The organism is Alistipes sp. cv1, from assembly GCF_900240235.1.
Taxonomy (GTDB): Bacteria; Bacteroidota; Bacteroidia; order Bacteroidales; family Rikenellaceae; genus Alistipes_A; species Alistipes_A hominis.
In genome coordinates this window covers 70,183-86,518 of record NZ_OEPW01000003.1, presented here as the reverse complement: position 1 = coordinate 86,518, position 16,336 = coordinate 70,183, and the positions used below count along the sequence as shown (strand labels likewise).

Sequence of the window (16,336 nt, the reverse complement as noted above, 5' to 3'; positions counted from 1 at the left end):
GATTAACGATAATTATGATGAAAAAGATAGTTTTAGTTCTTTTTGCGTTGTTCGCGTTGGCCGGCAGCAACCTGTCTGCACAGACCAATCCGAACCGCACGTGGAAAACCAAAGTATCGGATGCGCTGGGTCTGATGCCGGCCCCGAACGAAGCCGAATACGACCGGTTGATGAACGATCTGGTTTCGACCGGAGCTGAGGGCGTGGACATGCTGGTATCCATGTTCGACGATACGAACAACGTTCCGGTCAGCTACGCGCTGTCCGGCTGGTCGGCCTTCGTTTCGGGCCCCGACCGTGAACAAGCGCGCAAAGAGTTCGTCGACGGGATTATCCGCGGACTGAAAAAAAGCAACGATGCCGAAATCAAGGCGTTCTACATCCGCCTGCTGCAACAATGCGGCAAAAAGGAGAGCGTCGACGTCCTGGCCGGTCTGATCGGCGATCAACGGCTGGGCGGCCCCGCGCTGACTGCGCTCGTTTCGAACGGAACGCCGGAAGCCGAAACGGCGATCGCCCAGGCGATCGTTGCCGGGACAGGCGATAAAAACGCGCTGGCTCAGGCCGCAGGCGACGCGGGCATCGACAACGAAGGCGTCGAAACGGCTCTGATCGCCTGGGTAGGCAACGATAAAAGCGCCGACAAGTCGATTTATTACGCCCTGTCGAAAATCGGTACGGCCGCATCGCTTCCCGTGCTGAGCGCCGCAGCCGCAAACGCTAACTACGACGGCGACGCGACGGACGCTTATATCTGCCTGATCGAAAAGCTGAAAGCAGACGGACAGGACAAACTGGCCGCTGCGGAAGCCGGTAAACTGTTGAAAAAAGCGGCAGCCGCCGGATCGGAACACGCCCGTATCGCAGCCACCGGAATCCTGCTGTCGCTACAGAAGAGTCCGGTCGCCTATGCGATGAAAGCGATGAAAGATCCCGCACGGGCTTACCGCAACAACGTGTTGCGATTCGCCGCTCCGTATGCGGACGACGCGTTCTACACCGAACTGGGCGCTACGCTCGGCAAACTGAAAGACAACGAAGCCAAAACCGACATTGTCAACTACCTCGGCAACCAGGGAGCGAAAACGGCGTTGCCGGCTATCCTGCCCTATCTGAAAGATGCGGATGCGGAACTTAGCGAAGCCGCTATGTGGGCAGCGACGCAGATCGGCGGATCGGAAGTTCCCGCCGCTCTGAGCGAAGTGATCCTGACGGCGACCGACAGCGAGCACGACCAGGCCCGAGCCAATACGGCTGCCCAATGCCTACTCGCCTATAAAGGGAACGTCAATCCGGTAGCGGCCGAGATCGTTCAAAAGAAAGGAGACGTCCGCGGAATCACGGTACTCGCCGCCCGCCGCGCGCAGGATCAGTCCGGCGTCGTTTTCGATGCGACCCGGAATGCCAATGCCGCCGTCGCACAGGCCGCTTATGCGGCGCTGCCCGCCGTAGCGTCGGCCAAAGACCTCCCCGCCCTGTACACGATGCTCGAAAAACAGCAGTCGGTCAACGACCAAAATACCGAAGCGATTCAGAACGCCATCGTCGCAGCGTTGCGCGAACTGACTCCCGACGAACAGGCCGGAGCGATCGGCGACCGCATCGCCAAAAGCGGAGCCAAGAAATCGCTGTACTACGCCGTTCTGGCGAAAGCAGGGCTGCCGGACGCAATGGAAACTATCTCGAAAGGCTTCGACAGCGGTTCGGCCGTCGACAAGGACAACGCGTTCTATGCGCTACTGAATATCAAGGGAATGGCCGCTGCCGACAAACTGGCCGAAATCGCGGCCGCCGACGATGCCGCCTATGCGGCCAAAGCGCTCGACGTGTACGTACAGCGGATCGCCGCATCGGACAAAACGCCCGAAAACAAGACGCTGCTGCTGTCCGACGTGCTGGATATAGCCGGATCGAACAAAGCCCTATCCGCCGCCGATGCGCGTAAGATCGAAACCAAAGCGCTTCAGGGACTCGAAAACAACAAGACGTTCCAGGGGATGATGCTTGCCGGAAAATACCTCGGCAACGCCGACGCGGACGTTTCTCAGGCCGCTGTGATGGCCGTAATCCGGACGGCTCTGGCCCACAAAGAATTCTACGGCCCGGCCGTTACCGAACTACTGAAAAAGGCTGTGGAACTGAACAAAGACAAGGACAGCAATTACCAGCGCGAAGAGGTGCAAAAACACCTGGCTTCGCTGCCGGCGACGGGCGGTTTCGTCTCGATGTTCAACGGCAAAGACCTGACCGGGTGGAAAGGGCTTGTCGAAAACCCGATCGCCCGCGCCAAGATGAAACCGGCGGAACTGGCCAAGAAACAGGCCGCCGCAGACGAAACGATGCGCAAGGACTGGGTAGTGAACAACGGACTGATGGAATACGTCGGACACGGATTCGACAACATCTGCACCGAAAAACAATACGGCGATTTCGAAATGTACGTCGATTGGAAACTCTATGCCGAAGGTAGCGAGGCCGATGCGGGCATTTACCTGCGCGGTACGCCGCAGGTGCAGATCTGGGATACGGCGCGCCGTAACGTGGGCGCCGAAGTCGGTTCCGGCGGACTCTACAACAACCAGGTCAATCCGAGCAAGCCGTCCAAAGTGGCCGACAATAAGTTGGGAACTTGGAATACATTCTACATCAAGATGGTAGGCGACCGCGTCACCGTACTGCTGAACGGCGAGAAGGTAGTCGACAACGTGATCCTCGAAAACTTCTGGGACCGCAGCCAGGCGATCTTCCCGATCGAACAGATCGAACTGCAGGCGCACGGCACCAAAACCGCTTTCCGCAACCTCTACATCAACGAACTGCCGCAGGTGAAACCGACCGAACTGTCCGCCGAAGAGAAAGCCGAAGGTTTCAAACTGCTGTACGACGGCACGAACATGCACGGTTGGACGGGTAATACGCGCGATTATGTCTCCGAAGACGGAGCGATCGTGCTCTATCCGGGCAACGGCGGCGGCGGCAACCTATATACGGTCGACGAGTACAAAGACTTCGTCTTCCGCTTCGACTTCATGCTGACCGAAGGCGCGAACAACGGGATCGGAATCCGGGCCCCGCTCGAAGGCGATGCCGCTTATGTCGGCATGGAGATTCAGGTGCTCGACAACGAATCCCCGATTTACAGCCAGCTCGAGAAATACCAGTATCACGGTTCGGTGTACGGCGTTATTCCGGCCAAACGCGGTTTCCTGAAACCGGTCGGCGAATGGAACAGCGAAGAGATCCGAATCAAGGGCAACGACATCCGCGTTACGCTGAACGGCGAAGTGATCCTCGAAGGCAACATCGCCGAAGCCAGCAAGAACGGAACGATCGACCACAAGGATCACCCGGGCCTGAAAAACGAAAAGGGCCATATCGGATTCCTCGGTCACGGCTCCCTGGTCAAATTCAAAAACATCCGGGTCAAGGAGTTGTAAAAAAACGTTCAGCGGAATGGCTCCGATCTATTTACGCTGAACGAATAAAAAACAGCGGTTCGCTATCTCAAGCGAACCGCTGTTTTTTCTATCCGTTTACGAATTACTTCCGGAATACGCGCTCCAACTCCCGACGAGCGTCTTTCTCCTTGATGTACTCCCGCTTGTCGTAGCTCTTACGACCGCGTCCCAAGCCGATCTGCAATTTTGCCAGCCCCTTGTCGTTGATAAAAAGCTTCAATCCTACGATCGTCAGCCCCTTGTCCTGCAACGCGCGCTCCAACTTGGCCAGTTCTCGGCGTTGCAGCAACAATTTGCGGTCGCGTTTGGGCATGTGATTGTTGTAGCTGCCCCAATGGTATTCCGAAATGTTCATCCCCCGGACGAACAATTCATGGTCGTTGAAATAACAATAGCAGTCGGTCAGCGAAGCTTTTCCCAGCCGCAGCGACTTGATCTCCGTACCCGACAAAACGATACCCGCAACATAGGTGTCGAGCATCTCGTAATCGTAAGTCGCCCGCTTATTTTTAATGGATATGTTTTTCCCGTCGTTCATGGCCGGTTATTTTCCGTATTGCGATTTTCCGGTACGGCGTTTGCCTCCCTGTTTATTGTTGCCCGCATGACCGTTCGTTTTCCCAGCGGAATGATTTCCCGTCTGAAAATTCTTGCGTGAACGATTGTTCATTCGGGGCTGTTTATAGTCGTTTCGGAGATTATTTAATGCAACTTCATCGATCGTTACCCCATTATCGGACATCGAGCGTATATCTTTCATGATGATCTCATTGCTCGGGTGTTCCTGGTTGTATTCGAACGACTTAGCCCGCATATACTTCGCTATATTATTTACTATCAAAGTCTTCGCCTCCTCGTCGTCGATCGCTTTCAGAGCGGCGAGCGTCCGTTCTATATTTTTGCCGTAGTGCTTGCGGGCAATCTTCCCGCCCGGGTAAGCCATATGATCCGGCCTGGGGTTCAATATCTTAGCCGACGGGATCGGATAGGGCGAATCGACATCCAGCTTAAAATCGGACATGATGAACAGGTGATCCCACAACTTATGTTTGAAATCAGCCGTATCGCGCAGAGTCGGATTCAGGTTTCCCATCACCTCGATCACCGCGTGCGCCTGCTGGTTACGCAGATCTCGGTCATGTATAGACATCAGATAATCAACCATTTGATGCACATGCCTACCATACTCGGGCAGCATGAGTTTCTTCCTTTCGAAATTATAATTTTTATCCATAAAGAATTTTGTGGTCTCCACGACGAGCCGTTCCCGCAAGGATCTACGCTGTAAAACGAAAAATCTAAGAAAAAGTCTGAAAAAATGGTGTTTTACGGTCGATATTCTCAGAATCCTGCTTCGGTCGATCCGGAATGCCGTGTTTTTTTTAAACGGGAGTATTTACTAACTTTCGGACAAAGCTACATGGTTTTTCCCAGAAAACCAAAACCACGCAGCAGAAAATATAGTAACACTCCCATCCTAGTATTTAATATTTTATAAAAAAGTTATGACAAACGTATTGGTAGTAGACAGCGAGCGGAGCATTCGCAACACGTTGAAAGAACGGCTCGAATATGAAGGCTTCCGCGTCGAAACCGCCGAAACGGGCAGCGAGGCGGCCGACAAAACCGAAAAATCAACCTATGACATCGTACTTTGCGACATCAATGTTCCCGACACGGGAGCGTTCGACCTGCTCGACAGCCTGCGGGCAAACGGAAAAAGCCTGCCTTTTATCATGCTGTCGTCGCAAAAAGGGACGGAACCCGTCGTCAATTCGATGCGTCACGGAGCATACGATTACATACTCAAACCGATCAATCTGAATAAATTACTCGAATCGATCCGATCGGCTACCGAACCTAAAAACCAAAATCATGCCACAACCGTCGCGGCGGCTTCTACGGAGACCGTAGCCCGGAAATCGTCAGCAGCTCCGGCATTGCGTGCGAACCGCGGCGCCACGGAACTGATCGGTTCCTCGCGCGCAATGGTTTCCGTCAAACGGCTGATCGAAAAAGTAGCTCCGTCCGATGCGCGGGTACTGATCAGCGGAGCCAACGGAACCGGCAAGGAGCTGGTCGCCCACCGGCTGCACGAACAGAGCCTGCGGGCCGGACAACCGTTCATCGAAGTCAACTGCGCCGCCATTCCGTCGGAGTTGATCGAAAGCGAACTTTTCGGGCACGAGAAGGGGTCGTTCACGTCGGCCAACAAACAGCACAAAGGCAAATTCGAACAGGCCGACGGAGGAACGCTTTTCCTCGACGAAATCGGCGACATGAGCCTTTCGGCGCAGGCCAAAGTATTGCGGGCCCTGCAGGAAAACCGGATCAGCCGGGTCGGAAGCGACAAGGATATCACCGTCAACGTGCGGGTCGTCGCGGCCACCAACAAAAACCTGTTGCACGAAATCGAAATGGGCAATTTCCGGGAAGACCTCTACCACCGGCTGAGCGTGATCATCATTCCGGTTCCGCCGTTGCGCGAACGCCGCGAGGACATTCCTTCGCTGGCCCATCACTTCGTCGAGAAAATATGCGCCGAATACGGCCAGAAACCCAAAGTCATCGAGAAAGATGCGCTCGCCGCACTGTCCCAGATGGAATGGAGCGGAAATATCCGGGAGCTCCGAAACGTGATCGAGCGACTGATCATCCTGTGCGACAACAACATAACGCTCGAAGACGTAAAGACCTACGCACAGGGAGTCCTTTAACCGATTTATTTCTTACAAAAAATTATTTATATCGTTTAGAAAAAGAAATAAATTCCGAAACCGAATCGAAAGCGGCGGCGCCATGTAATAATAAAAAGGCGCCGCCGCTTTTTTTTGTACGGAACCGATAAAACCATTATCTTTATTCGAAAATAAAACCTTTTCATCCGTGAAAAAAATCTTCCTTTGTCTTCTGACGGGCCTATGTCTGTCGGGAGTCTCCGCCCAACGGGACTGGGCGCAATTCGCAAAATACGAAGCGGCGAACCGGCGGATCGACTATCCGGTCAAAGCCGTCTTCATGGGCAATTCGATTACCGACAACTGGGCGCTGATGGATTCCGTATTTTTCGCCGAACACCGTTTCGTCGGCCGCGGCATCAGCGGACAGACTTCCGCCGAAATGCTGGTGCGCTTCCGGCAGGACGTCATCGGACTGTCGCCCGAAGCCGTCGTCATCATGGCGGGCACGAACGACCTGGCCCAGAACAACGGTTACATCGCATTGGAAAATATCTTGGGCAACATCGCCTCGATGTGCGAACTGGCCAAGCTCCACAAAATCCGGCCGATCCTCTGTTCCGTACTGCCCGCTTACCGGTTCGGCTGGCGACAGGAAGTTCCGGCGGCCGACCGGATCATCGAGTTGAACGGAATGATCGAGCGGTACGCCCGGGAAAACGGCATCTCTTATGTAGACTACCACTCCGCCCTGAAGGACGGACGGAACGGCCTGCCGGAGAAATACAGCGGCGACGGCGTACACCCCAATCCGGAGTGCTACAAAATCATGGAAGCGATCGTTCTGCCCGTTATCGACAAAAAACCGGCAAAAAAAGTCGCCGTCCGTACCGGCGGCGCGAAAAAGCATAGCTGGGACCGATAACCGGCCGCAAGTCCATCGCCCGATGACAACCCGATACCTCGAAACGCCCCGGCTGATCCTGCGCGACTGGCAGGACAGCGATCTGCTCCCGTTCACCGAAATGAACGCCGACCCGAAAGTCATGGAATATTTCGTAAAACCGCTGACCGCCGAGGAATCTTCCGCTTTTTTCCTCCGCATCCGGAACGAACTCGCCGATTTCGGTTACGGAGCATATGCCGTCGAACGGAAAACGGACGGAAAGTTCCTTGGCTTTACCGGCCTCCACCGGATTCCGTTCGAAGCGGACTTCACTCCGGGAATCGAGATCGCCTGGAGGCTGATCCGCGAAGCATGGGGCAACGGATATGCGACCGAAGCGGCCGCCGCCTGCCTGGAATATGCGGACAAACGACTCGGTCTCCGGGAAATATACGCTTTCACGACCCTCCAGAACCGCCGGTCGGAGCGAGTCATGCAGAAGACAGGTATGCAACGGATCGGAATATTCGACCATCCGCTGCTCGATACCCGGCATCCGCTACGAAAACATGTGTTGTATAAAATAAACTTTCAGAGTTTACAAAAATAAAAGTTATGCCATCCGGGATAAAAGTACGTTTCCCGGAAACGCCCCCCCGGCGAACCGGCCTCCCTGCAACGACATAGCAAATAAAACCCTCCCGATCCAAAACTCTTTCGAATAGATTTCCTATCTTTGCAGGCGGTCGATCCGGAGTAAAACCGTGTAAACCACGCCGAACCGGAATCGGCCGGCGACACGCGTCGCGACAGACCGCAGCATGTGCCGTCCACATCGTCATCCCGCAAAAACAATTTCTAAAAATATGTCTTGCAATAAAAAAGTCAGAGTCCGTTTTGCGCCGAGTCCTACCGGCCCCCTGCATATGGGAGGCGTCCGCACGGCGCTGTACAACTACCTTTTCGCGCGCCAGCACGGCGGCGACTTTATCCTTCGCATCGAAGACACCGATTCGCACCGATTCGTACCGGGAGCGGAGAGCTATATCATGGAGTCGCTCAAATGGTGCGGCATCACGATCGACGAAGGCATCAACGAGGGAGGCCCTCACGCCCCGTACCGCCAGAGCGAGCGCAAAGAGATCTACCTGAAATACGCCTTGCAACTGGTCGGATCGGGCGACGCTTATTACGCTTTCGACACGCCCGACGAACTGAACGCGATCCGCGCGGAAGCCGAAACAGCCGGCAAAACGTTCGCGTACAATTACGAAGTGCGCACCCGGCTGGCCACGTCGCTGGCCCTGTCGGACGAAGAGGTCAAACGCCGCATCGCCGCGGGCGACCAGTGGGTGATCCGTTTCAAAATGCCCGAAAACGAGGAGGTGCGGATGCACGACCTGATTCGCGGCGACGTGACGGTACACACTTCGACGCTGGACGACAAGGTGCTCTACAAATCGGCCGATGCGCTGCCGACCTACCACCTGGCCAACATCGTCGACGATCACCTGATGGAGATTTCGCATGTGATTCGCGGCGAAGAGTGGCTGCCGTCGCTGCCGTTGCACTACTTGCTGTACCGCGCGCTCGGCTGGAGCGACACGCAGCCCGAATTCGCCCACCTGCCGCTGCTGCTGAAACCTACCGGCGGCGGCAAGCTGAGCAAGCGCGACGGCGACAAGATGGGATTCCCGGTATTCCCGCTGCAATGGACGTCGCCCGAAGGCGAGACCTCGCACGGCTACCGCGAAGACGGGTATTTTCCGGAAGCATTCGTCAACATGCTGGCACTGCTGGGCTGGAATCCGGGAACCGACCAGGAGATCTTCTCGATGGACGAACTGATCGGCGCCTTCTCGCTCGAACGCGTCAGCAAGAGCGGCGCCCGGTTCAACCCGGAAAAAGCGCACTGGTTCAACGCCCAGTACCTGCACGCCAAATCCGATGCGGAACTGGCCGCGCTGTACGCCCCGATCCTGAAGGCGAAAGGGGTGGACGCCCCGGCCGCCAAAACGGCCCGGGTGATCGCGCTGATCAAACAGCGCGCGACATTCGTCAGCGATTTCTGGAATCTAACCTCGTTCATGTTCGTCGCGCCGGAGCAATACGACCCCAAATCGACCGCCAAATTCTGGAAAGGCGAAAATCCGACGCGGATCGCAGCGCTGCGGACGCTGCTGGCAGGGATCGACGACTTCTCGAAAGAGAACACCGAAAAAATCGTATTCGAATGGATCGCGCAAAACGAATATCCGATGGGACAGGTGATGAACTCGTTCCGACTGGCCATCGTAGGTACGAGCTCCGGCCCGAGCATCCTCGACATCTGCGAGATCATCGGCAAGGAAGAGACCCTGCGCCGTATCGACAAAGCGCTCGAAACGCTGCGATAACCGACCGTTTTTGATCGTGCCGGCAGCGCGTTTCCGTCTCCGGACGATCGGCCGCGCTGCCGCGTAATCCGACCGAAAAATTCCGTTTTCCCAAAAATCGCCGTCCCAGCGGACGGCGATTTTTATTTCGGCATCCGGACGATTATTCCCGTTTTATTCATTAAATTGCCGTAAATAACTGCCGAATACCATGAAATTTCCGAAATTTCTCCTGGCGATGACGATCGCTTCCTCGTCCGTTTTCGTTTCGGCGCAACCGCCGGACGAGAACGTCGCCGACCTGTTCAACCGTCAGGATTGGCTTACGCTCGAAAAAATATTTCCCGAAATAAAAGACAGCATCCGGGATCCGTGTCTGCGGTATATGACGCAGTCCTTACTGGACTGCTCTTTCAACCGCCCCCGACAGGCGCTGGGCGCACTCGACACGCTGATGGGCCCCCTGCTGGTAAACATGAGTTTCTCGAATATTCCGAACATGGTGCTTTTCCGCTGCGAAGCGATGCGGCTCAATAAGAAATACGCGGCGGCGGCGGACTATCTCGACAGCTTTTTGCGCTACCTGTCGGCTACGATGGATATCTCCCGATTCCCCGAGCACCTGCAAATGTCCAGAATCCTGAACGGGCTGCGCGACGCCCCGGCTCCGGAGATCGTTCGTCCCGAACGCGACGTACGGCTGCCGCTGGCGATTCGGCCCGTCGTCGTCAAAGGCCGTACTGAAGGAGCCCACTTGTCCGTTCCGGTCGCAATCAACGGCAAAACTTACCCGTTCACGCTCGACACAGGAACCGGGACGACGGCAATTTCGCAACGCCTGGCCGACGAACTCGGACTGCGAACGATCTGCGATTCGATCCGAATCGACGGAATAGGCTCCCGCCTGGGGAGCCTCGCAATCGCCGACAGCCTTTGTGTCGGGAACATCGTATACAAAAACCCCGTGGTCGCCGTACTTCCGCCGAATCCCGCAGTAGACACGCTGCTATACATAGACGCGATCCTGGGACGCGACCTTCTGATAGCGGTCGGAGAGGTGCAGATCTACCCGAAAAAGAAGAAAACCGTTTTCCCGGCCACGCCCACGCCCTCCCCTCTGCCGGAAAAGAACCTCGTATTGATGAACGGAGGAGACCCTTACCTCGAAGCCTGGTCGGGCGACGAGCGGCTGCTGATGCTCTTCGACACGGGAAACTCCACGGGCGGCATGTATCCTTCGTATTATAGGAAACACAAAGAGAGGATAGAGACAGAAGGCGCGCCGGACACCGTGCTGGTCGGCGGCATGGATCTGTACACCGCAACGGTTTACCGCCTGCCCGGATTTCCGTTACGGACGTGCGGTTCGGAGATCGGAATCGACAACATGATTGTGGAAACAGCCGAAAACGGCCCTTCCCGTACGGGACAAAGCGGGGACGGCGTACTCGGCATGGATTTTATCCGGCAATTCCGCAAAGTGACGATCAATTTCAGCCAAATGTACGTAGCCGCGGAGAAATAAGCCCGGTCGAAACCGGCACGCCGTCCGGACACTTCCGGAATCCCCGTCTACTCGTGATGATAAGGCTCGTTGCGGATGATCGTGAAAGCGCGGTAAAGCTGTTCGGCGAAAATCGCGCGGATGATCTGGTGCGAAAAGGTCATCCGCGACAACGATATGCTTTCGTCGGCCCGGTCGTAGACCGTTTTCGAAAAACCGTAAGGGCCGCCGATCACGAAACAAAGCCGACGGACGCCGCTGTTCATCCGCTTTTGCAACCACATCGAAAACTCGACCGATCGCATTTCGGCTCCCTTTTCGTCCAGCAACACCACGTAATCGCCGTCGGCGAACTGCCGCATCAGCAGCTCGCCTTCCTGCCGTTTCTGGCTTTCGGCCGAGATGTTGCGCGTATTTTTCAGGTCGGGCAGCGTGACGAGCGTCACCCGGGTATAAAAATTCAGCCGTTTCAGGTACGTCGCGACAAGGCTCTGTATTTCGGCGGAATCCGTCTTGCCGACCACCAGCAAATCGATGTTCATCGGCGAGCGGCGCTTTTGGGTTTAACGGCCGTTTTGGAACGGGCCGCCGGCGCCGGTGCGGCATCCAGCAGGGTTTTTGCATCCCGCACTTGCGGGAACGGAAAATCGCTGTTCCACTCGCCCTGCACGTCGCGGTAGGTGACATGATGCAACGAATCGGCCCCTTTGAGCCACTGGTAAGCCTTGTACATGTTATAACCGTTGCCGGACATTCCGCCCATCGACAGGGCGATCACCGACGTGTAGTTTTTACTGCGTCCCTGCATACCCGCCACCCGGTCGATGAACTGCGGCAGGAAAGCGGGATCGTTAGCCACCGAACCGCCCACGTTCCGGTCGTCTTTCCTGAACCCGGCGTTGATGTTGGCCTGGTCGATCACGTAAAATCCGATCCGGTCGCACAATTCGTAAAACCAGTGCGGCTGCGGGTAGCTGACGCAAAGCGTATTTACCCGCTGGTTTTTCAGTATCTTCAACTGCCGTTCGGTCGCGGCGGCATCGGCCGCAGCATCGTAATCGACCGCCGACAGTTCGGCCTTCTTATCGTTGATCCACAGTTCGCCGTCGCGCAGTTCCGCGTGATTGAACCCGAATTTCAACGGAATGTATTCGGTGATCCGGCCGTCCCGCCGGGTGTAGAGCATCAGCTTGTACAGGCTCGGCCGTTCGGGCGACCAGGCCGTGCTTTTCCAGATATTTTCGAGCACTTCGCGGCAGGCCAGCGTATCGGTGCTGTTGCCGGGAATCTCCGTATCGATCAGGTTGTAGGTAAGCAGCTTGCCGGTCGGCGAATAAATATCGTAGCCGAACGTGATTTTCTCGGCGCTGCGGTACGAGTTCGACATCACGACGGCGAAATCGACCCAGCCGTGCACTTTCGTCGTATCGCTCTGCGTCCGGATCACGAAATCCTCGATCCGCAGCTTGGGCTGCGAATAGACGTACACCCCGCCGAGACTCCCGGGTTGCAACTGCGGCAGCAGCGTCTCCATCCAGTTGCCGGTCGAATAACCGTAAACTTCGATCCCGATCGTGTTCACCCCGTCGGTAACGGCTTCCGAGATCGGAAATTCGGTCGGCGTACGGCTGTCGTCGCTGTATCCGATGCGCCGGTCGTTGACATACACCGTATAGGCTCCGCCGACCCCTTCCACATGGATGAACATATCCCGGTCGAGCCACAGGTACGGCACGTCGATTACCGCCCGGTACTGCACCAGCGGAATCTCGGCCGGCAGTTGCGGCGGCGTCAGCGCCTCCAGCGGGGAAAGCCCCTGCACGACCGACGTGTTGGGTACGTCGACCTCCTGCCAGGCCGTCGATGTAAAGGCGGGTTTGTAGAAACCGGGCTCGCCGCCCTGCCGCGTAGTCGAAACAATCGCCCGCCACTTGCCGGCGAGCGACACGTAATGCGGCGCATTGGCCGGATCGCCGGTCTCGCCCGCTTCACGGGTCGGATAGCTGATAAACTCGGGGCGCGAATCGGCTTTGCCTTCGCCGCCGACCGACGGATTGTTCCATACAGGCACCTGGGCGGCCAGCGAATAGGCCGCGCAGCAAACTGCCAATAAGCAAACTGATTTTTTCATGAATGCGAACGGTATCATTGGTGAAAATGCCCGCTTTATTTCTGGCGGAAAAAGATCTGGATCGGCACTCCCTCGAAGTCCCATCGTTCGCGGATCTTATTCTCCAGAAAACGGCGGTACCCCTCTTTGATGTACTGAGGCAGGTTGACGAAAAACGCAAACGACGGCGTGGGCGACGCCAACTGCGTAACGTATTTGATCCGGATATATTTCCCTTTGGTAGACGGCGGCGGCGTCTCCTCGATAATCGGCAGCAGGTATTCGTTCAGCGCCGAGGTCGGGATCTTGCGTATCCGCGAATAGTAAACCCGCATGGCCGTTTGCAGCACGTCGAGGATACGCTGTTTGTTCGGCACCGACGTGAAGACGATCGGCACGTCGCTGAACGGGGCGATCCGCCGGCGGATCGCTTCGGCGAACTCCTTCATCGTGTTGCTCTCCTTCTCGATCAGGTCCCACTTGTTGACCACGATCACGCACCCCTTCTTGTTACGGACGACCAGGTTGAAAATATTCAGATCCTGCGCCTCGATACCGGCCGTCGCGTCGAGCATCAAAATGCAGACGTCGGACGATTCGATCGAACGGATCGAACGCAGCACCGAGTAGAATTCGAGATCTTCGGTCACCTTCGCCTTTTTGCGCAGCCCGGCCGTGTCGATCAGGTAAAAATCCATACCGAACTTGTTGTAGCGCGACAAGATCGAATCGCGGGTCGTCCCGGCGACCGGCGTCACGATGTTGCGCTCGGTGTCGAGCAGGGCATTCGTCAGCGACGACTTGCCAACGTTCGGACGCCCGATCACGGCAAACTTCGGCAGGTCGTCCGCCTGCTCCGCCCCGGCATCCTCGGGCAGCGCCGCGATCACCGCATCCATCACTTCGCCGGTTCCGCTGCCGCTCATCGCCGAAATGCAGTACGGGTCGCCGAGTCCCAACGCGTAGAACTCGTGCGAGGAGTATATCTGGTCGTTGTTGTCGATCTTGTTGACCACGAGGATCACTTTTTTCGAAGAGCGCCGAAGCAGGTCGGCCATCACCATATCCAGGTCGGTAATCCCGGTAGACACCTCCACGAGAAACAGGATTACGTCAGCCTCCTCGATCGCCAACACCACCTGCTTGCGGATCTCGGCCTCGAAAATATCCTCTCCCCCCATAGCGTATCCGCCGGTGTCGATCACGGAAAACTCGCGGCCGCACCAGTCGGTCGTACCGTAATGCCGGTCGCGCGTGGTGCCCGCCGAATCGTTGACGATCGCTTTGCGCATCCCGACCAAACGGTTGAAAAGGGTGCTCTTCCCGACGTTGGGACGACCTACTATCGCTACTATACTCATATGCTTCGTTAAAAATTTCCGGATTTAGCCCGTTACCGGCAAAGATAGGTATTTTTTCGGAACTATACTTTCGGTTCGCCGCGCACGGCCCGGAAATCTTCGGCCCGGCGCTCCCCGTCGTCGATCCCGTAGCCGACCGACATGGCCGGGGCGAAATCGCGACCCGCATCCTGTGCGATGGCCGCAGCGAGCGCAGCGCGGTCCCTGGCGCCCTGTTCGACCAGCGACGCGATGTCGTCCGGCGTGATCCGGTCTTCCGACTTATCGAGGAAAACGGCCAGCGCATACAACGCCCACCGCCGCTCGTTCGATCCGTAATCCCGGTCGATACTTTCCAGTTCCCCGACGAAAGCGTCCGTATCGGCCACCGCTCCGGCATCAACCCGGTCGAGCAGCGCTTCGATCCGGCTTTTCGGCGCAATCATCCCCGCCAAATCAATCCATTCCCGCATCGACGGATCGGGCGGCACGTCGCCCCCTTCGGCAAACAGTTCGCCGAGATAGCCGCGCAACGCTTGAGTATAGAGCATCAGTCCCTTCTTCAGCGAATGCATCTTGATCTTCACCCGATTCCACGTCACCACTTCAGCGGTCGGATACCTCTCCATCAGCGCGCGGCACTCGCCGATCGCGTCGAGCACCCGGCCCGCAGTGTAGGGATTCATCAGCTCGTAACGGATGATGTCGTGCGCCACGCCCCGCCGCCGGTCGCGCGACGGCCATTTCCCGATATCCCGCGCAGTACCGTAGCTGCGCAGATTGACCCCCGGCAACAGAATCGAGTCGTCCGCCTCTTCGAGCAGGTACGAAAACGGCATTTTTTCGGTATCGTGATGATTGTAGTGTCGTCCGGTCACAATCGTAAAAACGCCGGTGCTGGCCGGCAGCAGCACATAGGCGTCGCTGCCGAACTTACACCCGCGCAGATGCACGCCCTGATGCACCGGCCCGGACTTATACATGTGGTTGCTCTGATTGGCCCCGCTGCCGGCGTTGAAAAACGAAAAATACCCGGCGATCAGCAGCGTCGCGCGGTGATGCGACACCGTATAAGGCCCGGCGAACACCGCGCACGCTTCGCCGTGATTACAATGGCTGTTGGCGAAAAACAGCGAATTCTCGGCCGAAAAACCGTTCTCGATCACAACCCCTTCGCCGACGAAACAACGGCGCAGCATCGAACCCGTATCGACCCGCGCCGAACACGCCAGGATGAAATCGGACGCCGTCACGCCAGCGCCCACCGTCGACGGCGACTGCGGCGTGCTGTTGACCGTCCCGTTGCGTAGGGACGACGCGCCGTCCACGACGGCGGACTCCCCGACCGCTACGTTGAACAGCGACAGCGTATTGACGATCCGGCTGTCCGCGCCGATCGTCCCGCGCCGCGAAACGCGCCGTTCGGCATAACCGGCGATCATCGCATTCATCCGCCGCACCGTCTGCGGACGGTGACGGTACATCGCGATCACATAGGCGATCTGCGCCGTCAGTCCGTCGAATATCGGCACTTCGCGCCCTCCCGCCTCGTTGACGGCCGCCACTTCCACGCCGTTGCCGAACGCCGTTGCCCCGTCGCAAATCATCTCGCCGACATTCTCGATCACCGCCCGGTCGCCGATATCGTAATTGGCGACGTAACGGCCCACATTGGAGATCAGCGCGTCGTCGCCGACCGTACAGTCGTGCAACGCGGCCCGGTAAACCCCGGAACGGCGCACCACGCCGCCGGGCAACGGGATCTCCGAACCGTTGCCTCCCAGCCGCACGCTTCCGCTGAAATGTACTGTACGAACGAATTCGGGCCGAAACCCGTCCGCCACTTCGACCAGCTCCCAACTCTCCGACGTACACCCCTGGGCCGACAAAACGGAGATTTCGGCCTCCGTCAATTTCCGATAGGATTTACCTTCCATGCAATCTCGTATGCTTTATCATTCGAACCGGACAAATGCCCGACATTT

General features: G+C 57.0%; 12 protein-coding genes. 6 read left to right on the top strand and 6 right to left on the bottom strand.

The features are described from left to right. Nucleotides 1–17: 17 nt before the first annotated feature. The gene (locus C1A08_RS06315; protein WP_101572410.1) at nucleotides 18–3,437 is read left to right on the top strand and encodes a DUF1080 domain-containing protein; all 3,420 of its coding nucleotides are present in this window, start codon (nucleotides 18–20) and stop codon (nucleotides 3,435–3,437) included. Between the two features lie 103 nt (nucleotides 3,438–3,540). Here the strand turns inward: C1A08_RS06315 and smpB are convergent, their stop codons facing one another. Then, nucleotides 3,541–3,996, bottom strand: a complete 456-nt coding sequence (gene smpB / locus C1A08_RS06310) for an SsrA-binding protein SmpB (protein ID WP_055205722.1) — start codon at nucleotides 3,994–3,996, stop codon at nucleotides 3,541–3,543. A 6-nt stretch (nucleotides 3,997–4,002) separates the two neighbouring features. Further along, nucleotides 4,003–4,692 carry a DUF4290 domain-containing protein gene (locus C1A08_RS06305; protein ID WP_101572170.1) on the bottom strand — a complete coding sequence of 230 codons (690 nt, stop codon included), beginning with the start codon at nucleotides 4,690–4,692 and terminating at the stop codon, nucleotides 4,003–4,005. A 271-nt stretch (nucleotides 4,693–4,963) separates the two neighbouring features. Between C1A08_RS06305 and C1A08_RS06300 the strand changes: the two genes are divergently transcribed. The 5 genes from C1A08_RS06300 (at nucleotide 4,964) to C1A08_RS06280 (ending at nucleotide 10,922) form a co-directional block, all read left to right on the top strand. Next, entirely contained in the window at nucleotides 4,964–6,175 is a 1,212-nt protein-coding gene (locus C1A08_RS06300) for a sigma-54-dependent transcriptional regulator (protein WP_101572168.1), read from the top strand. Between the two features lie 169 nt (nucleotides 6,176–6,344). Then, complete coding sequence (locus C1A08_RS06295) at nucleotides 6,345–7,061, top strand: GDSL-type esterase/lipase family protein (RefSeq protein ID WP_257937056.1); 717 nt, start codon at nucleotides 6,345–6,347, stop codon at nucleotides 7,059–7,061. 22 nt (nucleotides 7,062–7,083) lie between these two features. Continuing rightward, nucleotides 7,084–7,632, top strand: coding sequence for a GNAT family N-acetyltransferase (locus tag C1A08_RS06290; RefSeq protein WP_101572166.1), 549 nt, complete (start codon nucleotides 7,084–7,086; stop codon nucleotides 7,630–7,632). Nucleotides 7,633–7,888: 256 nt separating this feature from the next. Next, on the top strand, nucleotides 7,889–9,418 hold the full coding sequence (gltX, locus tag C1A08_RS06285) for a glutamate--tRNA ligase (protein ID WP_101572164.1): 1,530 nt from the start codon (nucleotides 7,889–7,891) through the stop codon (nucleotides 9,416–9,418). A 190-nt stretch (nucleotides 9,419–9,608) separates the two neighbouring features. Then, entirely contained in the window at nucleotides 9,609–10,922 is a 1,314-nt protein-coding gene (locus C1A08_RS06280) for a retropepsin-like aspartic protease (protein WP_101572162.1), read from the top strand. Nucleotides 10,923–10,969: 47 nt separating this feature from the next. On the opposite strand, the gene rlmH is transcribed toward C1A08_RS06280, so the two are convergent. The 4 genes from rlmH to C1A08_RS06260 all read right to left on the bottom strand — a co-directional run bounded on the left by rlmH (nucleotide 10,970) and on the right by C1A08_RS06260 (nucleotide 16,288). Further along, entirely contained in the window at nucleotides 10,970–11,443 is a 474-nt protein-coding gene (gene rlmH / locus C1A08_RS06275) for a 23S rRNA (pseudouridine(1915)-N(3))-methyltransferase RlmH (protein WP_101572160.1), read from the bottom strand. Next, the gene (locus C1A08_RS06270; RefSeq protein ID WP_101572406.1) at nucleotides 11,440–13,032 is read right to left on the bottom strand and encodes a glycoside hydrolase family 2 TIM barrel-domain containing protein; all 1,593 of its coding nucleotides are present in this window, start codon (nucleotides 13,030–13,032) and stop codon (nucleotides 11,440–11,442) included. Before C1A08_RS06270 ends, rlmH begins: the two co-directional genes overlap by 4 nt. A 35-nt stretch (nucleotides 13,033–13,067) precedes the next feature. Further along, nucleotides 13,068–14,372 carry a ribosome biogenesis GTPase Der gene (gene der / locus C1A08_RS06265; RefSeq protein ID WP_101572158.1) on the bottom strand — a complete coding sequence of 435 codons (1,305 nt, stop codon included), beginning with the start codon at nucleotides 14,370–14,372 and terminating at the stop codon, nucleotides 13,068–13,070. Nucleotides 14,373–14,434: 62 nt separating this feature from the next. Next, nucleotides 14,435–16,288 carry a DUF4954 family protein gene (locus C1A08_RS06260; protein WP_101572156.1) on the bottom strand — a complete coding sequence of 618 codons (1,854 nt, stop codon included), beginning with the start codon at nucleotides 16,286–16,288 and terminating at the stop codon, nucleotides 14,435–14,437. Between the last annotated feature and the right edge of the window lie 48 nt (nucleotides 16,289–16,336).

Excerpts from the sequence above, each read along its gene's own strand:
- C1A08_RS06315 (WP_101572410.1), top strand. The coding sequence starts at position 18 with ATGAAAAAGATAGTTTTAGTTCTTTTTGCGTTGTTCGCGTTGGCCGGC.
- smpB (WP_055205722.1), bottom strand. The coding sequence starts at position 3,996 with ATGAACGACGGGAAAAACATATCCATTAAAAATAAGCGGGCGACTTAC.
- C1A08_RS06305 (WP_101572170.1), bottom strand. The coding sequence starts at position 4,692 with ATGGATAAAAATTATAATTTCGAAAGGAAGAAACTCATGCTGCCCGAG.
- C1A08_RS06300 (WP_101572168.1), top strand. The coding sequence starts at position 4,964 with ATGACAAACGTATTGGTAGTAGACAGCGAGCGGAGCATTCGCAACACG.
- C1A08_RS06290 (WP_101572166.1), top strand. The coding sequence starts at position 7,084 with ATGACAACCCGATACCTCGAAACGCCCCGGCTGATCCTGCGCGACTGG.
- gltX (WP_101572164.1), top strand. The coding sequence starts at position 7,889 with ATGTCTTGCAATAAAAAAGTCAGAGTCCGTTTTGCGCCGAGTCCTACC.
- C1A08_RS06280 (WP_101572162.1), top strand. The coding sequence starts at position 9,609 with ATGAAATTTCCGAAATTTCTCCTGGCGATGACGATCGCTTCCTCGTCC.
- rlmH (WP_101572160.1), bottom strand. The coding sequence starts at position 11,443 with ATGAACATCGATTTGCTGGTGGTCGGCAAGACGGATTCCGCCGAAATA.
- C1A08_RS06270 (WP_101572406.1), bottom strand. The coding sequence starts at position 13,032 with ATGAAAAAATCAGTTTGCTTATTGGCAGTTTGCTGCGCGGCCTATTCG.
- der (WP_101572158.1), bottom strand. The coding sequence starts at position 14,372 with ATGAGTATAGTAGCGATAGTAGGTCGTCCCAACGTCGGGAAGAGCACC.
- C1A08_RS06260 (WP_101572156.1), bottom strand. The coding sequence starts at position 16,288 with ATGGAAGGTAAATCCTATCGGAAATTGACGGAGGCCGAAATCTCCGTT.